We start from the raw sequence: 6,435 nt of genomic DNA, 5'->3' as shown, positions 1-6,435 counted from the left end.
CTTGCAGAAATATTCGCAGCCGCCATAGAGCGTATCGAGTGCCTTGGGCCAGCTCGCGGCGAGCCGCCATCTGACTTCCGGCATCGATTGGGCAACTGCTGGTGCGGCAACGGCACTCGCGGCAAGGCCCAATCCGCCTGCCGTGAGGAATTTACGACGTTCCATGCGCTTCCCCTCTCTGTGATGTCGAGTCCTCGACGAGGGATTGCGATCTTGGTGCCGCTTTGTCTTCGCCGGGCAACCGACGTTCTGTCCGAAATCTTGGTTTTCCGGATCCTGGTCAGGATGACCAAAGGGGATACGCAAAGCAAGCGCACTTTGGTCGTGTTTTCGGCATCGACGTTCAATGTTGCGCTGCGAACGCGGCTTCCATCGCCTTTCGAACCTTCACGGTCTCGTTGCTCGCGTCGAACTCGACGTCGCTCCAGCGCACCATCGCGCCATGCGCGACGTCGTGCCTCAGCTTCAGGCGATGGGCGAGGCCGATCGGCAGCGCGCCGGTCTTCAGGCTCGCGGCCGCCGGCACCAGCTTGCCCCACACCGTGTAGCCGCCTTCGCCGTCCAGCATCTCGCCGGCGCGCAAGGGGCGCTTGGCGACCGCCGCGACGTCGCCGCGGAAACCGTAGGGCTGCCCGGTCGGCTCGCCGCGCAGCGCGGCCGACAGGATCGAGATGTTCAGCTCGAGCCCGATCAGATGATAGGGCTTGTACATCGCCGCGTACCGCCCGCTGGCATCGGTCTTCAGGCCGTATTGCTTGAAGCAGTCGGCGGCGTAGTCGTTCGGCGCCTCCAGCACGACGTAGACGCCCCAGCGCAGATCGCGAAACACCGGCCGGCCGTCGCGCTCGAGCGACGACACCACCTCCACCACGCCGGAGCGCTCCAGCACGCCGCCCTTGTCGCTGGGCCGCATGACATGCGGCAAATCGTCGACGCCGCAGGGCGGAAACAGCAAGCCGCCTGCGGGCACGTCGAGCCCGCAAGCATTCGCAATCGCGGCCATCTCGATCGCCGATTTGGTGCCGTCGAGGAAGGAGTTGAACATCTGCGGGTTCATGCCGGCCGACCGCGCCTCGCCGGCGGTCAGGCCGTAATGCTGCCAGACGCCGTCAGGCGTGACGTCGTGGTAGGCCGGCAGATATTTTGTGCCCTTGCCGGCGGCGACGACGCGGAAGCCGGTGGCGCGGGCCCAGTCGACCATCTCCGCTGTCAGCGCCGGCTGGTCGCCATAGGCGAGCGAATAGACCACGCCGGCCTTCCGTGCTTCCTCGGCGAGCAGCGGGCCCGCCAGCACGTCGGCCTCGACGTTGACCATCACGATATGCTTGCCCGCCGCGATCGCCGCGCGCGCATGCTTGATACCGACCGCGGGATTTCCGGTCGCCTCCACCACCACATCCATGGCGCCGCCGGCGATGGCGCGGGCGCCGTCATCGGTGAATACGGTCCTGGCGATGCGCTCGGCGTCCCAGCCGACGGTGCGGCACGACTCGCGCGCGCGCTCGCGGTCGATGTCGACGATGATGGGCACTTCCAGCCCCGGCGTGTGCGGCACCTGGGCGAGGAACATCGAGCCGAACTTGCCGGCACCGATCAGCGCGACACGGACGGGCTTGCCGGCCGACGCGCGGGCCTGGAGGAGGCGGAAGAGGTTCATAGGCAAAAGTCCTGAGAGTAACAATTAGAGCTCGTCATTCCGGGGCGACGCGCAGCGTCGAGCCCGGAATCCATAACCCCGATCGGGAGTATGGATTCCGGGCTCGCGCTTCGCGCGCCCCGGAATGACAGACTACTCCGCCGCCTGCCGCGGTGCCCGCGCGAGCCGCACCAGCGCATCATCCTCCACCGTCTTGATCGGCGCAAAGTCGCGATGCGCGATGTACTCCGGCCGCGTCGGTGTGCGGATGTAGTTCGAGACCGCGTTCAGTGTCAGGTACACGATCTTGCGCGGGTAGGGCGTGATGTTGCCGCTCGAGCCATGCACGAGATTGCCGTGGAACATCAGCATGCCGCCGGGCTTGCCGGTGGGGGCGACGATGCCGCCCTGCTTGACGAGGCGCGTCACGGTGTCCTCGTCCAGCGTCCACAGCGGATAGGACGTGGTGCCAAGGTCGTGCGAGGCTTCGAGATCGCCGGCGTTCTGGCTGCGCGGCACAAGCATCAGGGGGCCGTTGATCGGCATCACCTCGTCGAGGAAGATCGCGATGTTCATCGCCCGCGGCTCCGGCATGCCGTCGTCGCGCTTCCAGGTGCCGTAATCCTGGTGCCATTGCCAGACATCGCCGGTGAAAGCGGATTTCGCGTTGATCTTGAACTGGTGCATGTAGACAGGCTCGCCGAACACCTGCTCGACCGGCTCGATCATGCGCGGATGCGCGCCGAGGGTTCTGAACGCCTCGTTGTAGAGATGCGCGGCAAAGGCCGTGCGCGGCGCGCCGCTCTTCTCCCGCCAGACCTCCGGCCGGTTGGCGTCATAGATGCCGACCGCCTCGCGCGCGAGCAGATCGACCTCCTCCTGGCTGAACAGCTCGGGCAGGAACAGCCAGCCCTCGCGGTGGAAGAACTCCAATTGCTCCTGAGACAGTTTCATGGGTCGTCCTCCTGTTTTGTTTTTGTCATTCCGGGGCGCGCGAAGCGCGAACCCGGAATCCATTTATTCGCCGTCTATGAGGCCCGATGGATTCCGGGCTCGACGCTACGCGTCGCCCCGGAATGACAGCCGCTTACGCCGCCGCCTCGTCCGTCGCCCTTAATCTCTCCTCAGTCATCCGTCCCGCCGTCTGCGCATGCGCCAGCGCCGCACGCTCGGCAGCCTTCGCCTCGCCTGCGAGAATGTGTTTTGCGATATTGGCATGCTCGGCCCAGGCACTGCCGCGATAGTCGAGCTCCGACAGCACCGTCGCCATCGAACGGCGCATATGCGGCCATTGCGGCGCGATGGTTTCCTCGATCACGGGATTGCCGGCGAGCTGATAGATCGCGCGGTGAAAATCGACATCGAGCGAGATGAGGTCGGCGAGCGAGGTGTTGCGGTCGATGTTCCGTCCGGCGGCGAGCGCTGCGTCCAGCCGTGCGCGTCCCGCCGCGTCGGTGCCTGCGCGCTCCGCCGCCAGCCGTGCGGCCAGCGCATCGATGGCGCCGCGCACCTCATAGAGCTGGCGGATGCGGGAAGGATCGAGCTGGGTGACTTCAAAGCCGCGCTTGCCGCTCTCGGCAACGAGCCCCTGTCGGTGCAACAGATGCAGCGCATGCGACACCGGCTGGCGCGAGACGCCGAGCTTGTCGGCAAGCTCGTTCTGCCGGATGCGCTGGCCGGGCTGCAGCGTGCGGTCGGAGATCGCCTCCAGGATCCGGGCATAGACTTGGTCGATCAGGTTCGGGAGCGGGTCGAGAGGGATCACGCCGGCAGCTCCGAAGCAAAAGGGAATACAGAATTCCGTATTCGAAGGTATAGCGGGAGGGAGGCGGCGTCAATGGTTCGTAAGCCTTTGATTTTATTGGAGCGGTCTACTGTGCATGGGGTTGTTTTCGAATGCGGGCCCCGGCGTGGCCCGGCCGCTACTTCTTCTTGCCCTGTTCGATGAGCATCCGACTCATCAGGTAAAGCCGCGGCACGATCGAGTTGGTGTCGATGAACTCGTCGCGGGCGTGATAGCCGAAGCCGGCAAGGCCAAAGCTTTCGACCACGACCGCCTTGCCGCTGCGGCTGGCATAGCCGGCATCCGTGCCGCCGCCGGTCATCTCGGCGATGTCGAGCTTGCGGTCGATCTCGGCATAGATCGCCTGTCCCTCCTGAGCCAGCGCACGGCCGCGCTCGCTCGCGACGAAGGGCGGGCGCCCCGCAATGATCGTCACCGTCGTCTCGGTGTCGGGCACGAGCTTGGTCTTCAGCTTCTCGTCAAGCGCCGCCTGCAATTTGGCGACGCCGTCGGGAATGGTGAGGCGGACGTCGGCGCCGGCCTCGGCCTTCTCCGGGATCTGGTTGCGCACGGTGCCCGCCTGCGCCGTGGTCCAGTTCAGCTGCGTGCCCGGGATCGACTTGGCGACGTCCTTTGCCTGCAGCAGTTGATGCGCGAGCTCGATCAGCGCGTTGCGCCCGAGATCGGGCGCCGCACCCGCATGCGAGGCGCGGCCCTTCACTTCCATTTTCGCCGTCGCTGTGCCGCTCGCACCCAGCAGCAGCGCGTCGTTCTTCGCCGGAGGCGACGCCGCCGTTGGCTCGCAGGACAGCACGACGTCATGCTGGTCGGCGAGCTCGGCGATGATCTCGCCCGACCCGATCGAGCCGACTTCTTCATCCGGATTGAACGACACCGTGAGCGTCGCGTAGTCCTTCCAGCCGACGTCCTTCAGCATCTTGAGCGCATGCAGCACCACGGCGATGCCGCCCTTGTCGTCGGCGATGCCGGGACCGTAGATGCGGTTGCCGTCGACATGGTACGGCTCGCTTGCGAGGATGCCGCGCTGATAGACCGTGTCCATATGCGCGATCAGCATCAGCTTCCGCGTGCCTGATCCCTTGAACGTCGCGATCACCATGTCGGCGCGGGTGCCCGCGGTGGTCTTGCGCCGCTCGGTGCTGGCGCCCAGCGCCTTGAGACGGGCTTCGGTGAAGTCGGCCATCTTCTTCAGGCCTTCGGCATCGCCGCTGCCGCTCTCGGTCATCACCATTTCGCGCAGGGTCTCGATCAACGGCGCCTTCTCCTGCTCGGCGGCGGCCTTCAGCTTCTCGTCGGCAGCCGCGAGCGCGGTGCTGCTGGCGGCGACGAGGCCGAGCACGGCCAGCATGGAGACGGAGCGGGCTGTCATGAGAGCATCCTTTCGCGTCTTGGGCGTCTGCAATCGCGCGATCGGACGGAAACGTAGCATCCACACCGTCCGGATGCCACGCTGCTCTAGGGCTCCAGCACCTCCACCTCGAGCGCCGCAATCCGCTCCGCATCGGCCAGAGCTTCGATCCCCGCGATACGGTCGCCGCTGAACGTGACGCGCAGCGCGATGCGCAGCTGGCCGTCGAGGATGACGGCCACGCCCATCTCGCCATCGACCAGCGCGGACCGTGCCGCCTGGGCGCGGCCCTTGTAGATCTGCGCGACCGCATCCGCGCCGCGGATCTCGGGCAGCGTGCCGAGCCGCACCGCGGCGTCGTCGGCGCGGAAGACGACGTCGGGATCGAGCACGGCCAAAAGCCCCTCGAAATTGCCCTCGCGCGAAGCCGTGAGAAAAGCATCGACGATCCTGCGCTGATGCGACAGGTCCGCCTCGGGCACCGGCGCGCCCTGCACGCGCCGCCGCGCGCGGCTTGCCAGTTGCCTCGAGGCATCGACCGAGCGCCCGACGATCGGCGCGATCTCCTCGAACGGGACTGCGAACATGTCGTGCAGCACGAAGGCGAGCCGCTCCGGTGGCTGCAACGTCTCCAGCACGACCAGCAGCGCCGCGCCGACGGAATCGGCCATCTCCGTCTCGCGCTCCCGCGTCTCGTCGACCGGCTCCGGCACATGCGGGCCCATCGGATCTTCCTTGCGCGACTTGCGTGCGCGCAGCATGTCGAGGCAGATGCGCGCGACCACGGTGGTGAGCCAGCCCCGGAGGTTCGCGATGTCGGATGTGTCGTAGCGGCTGACACGCAGCCAGGCCTCCTGCACGGCGTCGTCGACCTCGCCGCGCGATCCCAGCATGCGGTAGGCGACGGCACGCAGATGGTCCCTGTTGGCCTCGAACTGCCGCACCAGAAAATTGTCTTCGAAGTTTTCTTGGCTCATCGGTCACATTCCCTCATCGCGATCCGTCATGCCCATGACGAAGCCAATCCGGCCGATGTGACCGGAACCTTCGAAATTCGTGAAACGGAGACTCGATATGATGCACGCCCGCATGAATCACCCCGTCATGGTCCTGCCCGAAGCCATGAATGTCTTGCAGTCCCTCGGCAATTTGACCAAGCAGGGGCTGTCGGAAAAGCTCCTGGAACTGGTGCACCTGCGCGCCAGCCAGATCAATGGCTGCAGCGTCTGCGTCGACATGCATCCCAAGATGGCCCGCAAGCTGGGCGAGACCGAGGAGCGCCTGTTTGCCGTGTCCGCCTGGCGCGATGCGCCTTATTTCAGCGAGGCCGAGCGCGCCGCGCTGGCGCTGACCGAAGCCGTCACCCGCCTTGCCGATCGCGAGGACCCGGTGCCGGATGCAATCTGGAACGAGGCCGCCAAGCATTTTGACGAGCGCGAGCTTGCCACGCTGATCCTCTCGATCGCGGTCATCAACGTCTGGAACCGGCTGAACGCGACGATCAAGATGCCGGTCGGCGTGTGGAAGGTGTGAGGTCTCTCTTACCCTCTCCCCTTGCGGGAGAGGGTGGATCGCTGCGTAGCAGCGAGCCGGGTGAGGGGTTTCTCTCCACGAACTCATGTGTGGATAGAACCCCTCATCCGGCGC

At 66.0% G+C, this 6,435-nt stretch carries 7 protein-coding genes (1 of these 7 cut by a window edge); 1 reads left to right on the top strand and 6 read right to left on the bottom strand.

The genetic code is table 11. The features are described 5' to 3' along the window. From WN72_RS43060 to WN72_RS43035, 6 genes are all read right to left on the bottom strand, one after another. On the bottom strand, positions 1 to 165 hold the 5' end (the start) of the coding sequence (locus tag WN72_RS43060) for a TRAP transporter substrate-binding protein (protein ID WP_092215594.1). It extends 924 nt beyond the left edge of the window; 165 of the gene's 1,089 nt are visible here — the first part of the coding sequence; it begins with the start codon at positions 163 to 165; its stop codon lies off the left edge, out of view. 178 nt (positions 166 to 343) lie between these two features. After that, complete coding sequence (locus tag WN72_RS43055) at positions 344 to 1,657, bottom strand: NAD(P)H-dependent oxidoreductase (RefSeq protein WP_092215597.1); 1,314 nt, start codon at positions 1,655 to 1,657, stop codon at positions 344 to 346. 132 nt (positions 1,658 to 1,789) lie between these two features. Then, on the bottom strand, positions 1,790 to 2,590 hold the full coding sequence (locus WN72_RS43050) for a phytanoyl-CoA dioxygenase family protein (RefSeq protein WP_092215599.1): 801 nt from the start codon (positions 2,588 to 2,590) through the stop codon (positions 1,790 to 1,792). 133 nt (positions 2,591 to 2,723) lie between these two features. After that, the gene (locus WN72_RS43045) at positions 2,724 to 3,401 is read right to left on the bottom strand and encodes a GntR family transcriptional regulator (protein WP_027562845.1); all 678 of its coding nucleotides are present in this window, start codon (positions 3,399 to 3,401) and stop codon (positions 2,724 to 2,726) included. Between the two features lie 157 nt (positions 3,402 to 3,558). Further along, complete coding sequence (locus tag WN72_RS43040; RefSeq protein ID WP_092215600.1) at positions 3,559 to 4,809, bottom strand: M20/M25/M40 family metallo-hydrolase; 1,251 nt, start codon at positions 4,807 to 4,809, stop codon at positions 3,559 to 3,561. A gap of 86 nt (positions 4,810 to 4,895) precedes the next feature. Next, positions 4,896 to 5,765, bottom strand: a complete 870-nt coding sequence (locus WN72_RS43035; protein WP_092215601.1) for a sigma-70 family RNA polymerase sigma factor — start codon at positions 5,763 to 5,765, stop codon at positions 4,896 to 4,898. Between the two features lie 100 nt (positions 5,766 to 5,865). On the opposite strand from WN72_RS43035, the gene WN72_RS43030 reads away from it, so the two are divergent. Next, positions 5,866 to 6,321 (top strand): carboxymuconolactone decarboxylase family protein, encoded by a 456-nt coding sequence (locus WN72_RS43030; RefSeq protein WP_092215816.1) that lies wholly within the window; start codon positions 5,866 to 5,868, stop codon positions 6,319 to 6,321. The last annotated feature ends 114 nt before the right edge of the window (positions 6,322 to 6,435 follow it).

Origin of the sequence: Bradyrhizobium arachidis, from assembly GCF_015291705.1 — a bacterium.
GTDB classification, from domain to species: domain Bacteria; phylum Pseudomonadota; class Alphaproteobacteria; order Rhizobiales; family Xanthobacteraceae; genus Bradyrhizobium; species Bradyrhizobium arachidis.
This window is presented reverse-complemented; position numbering and strand designations above follow the sequence as displayed.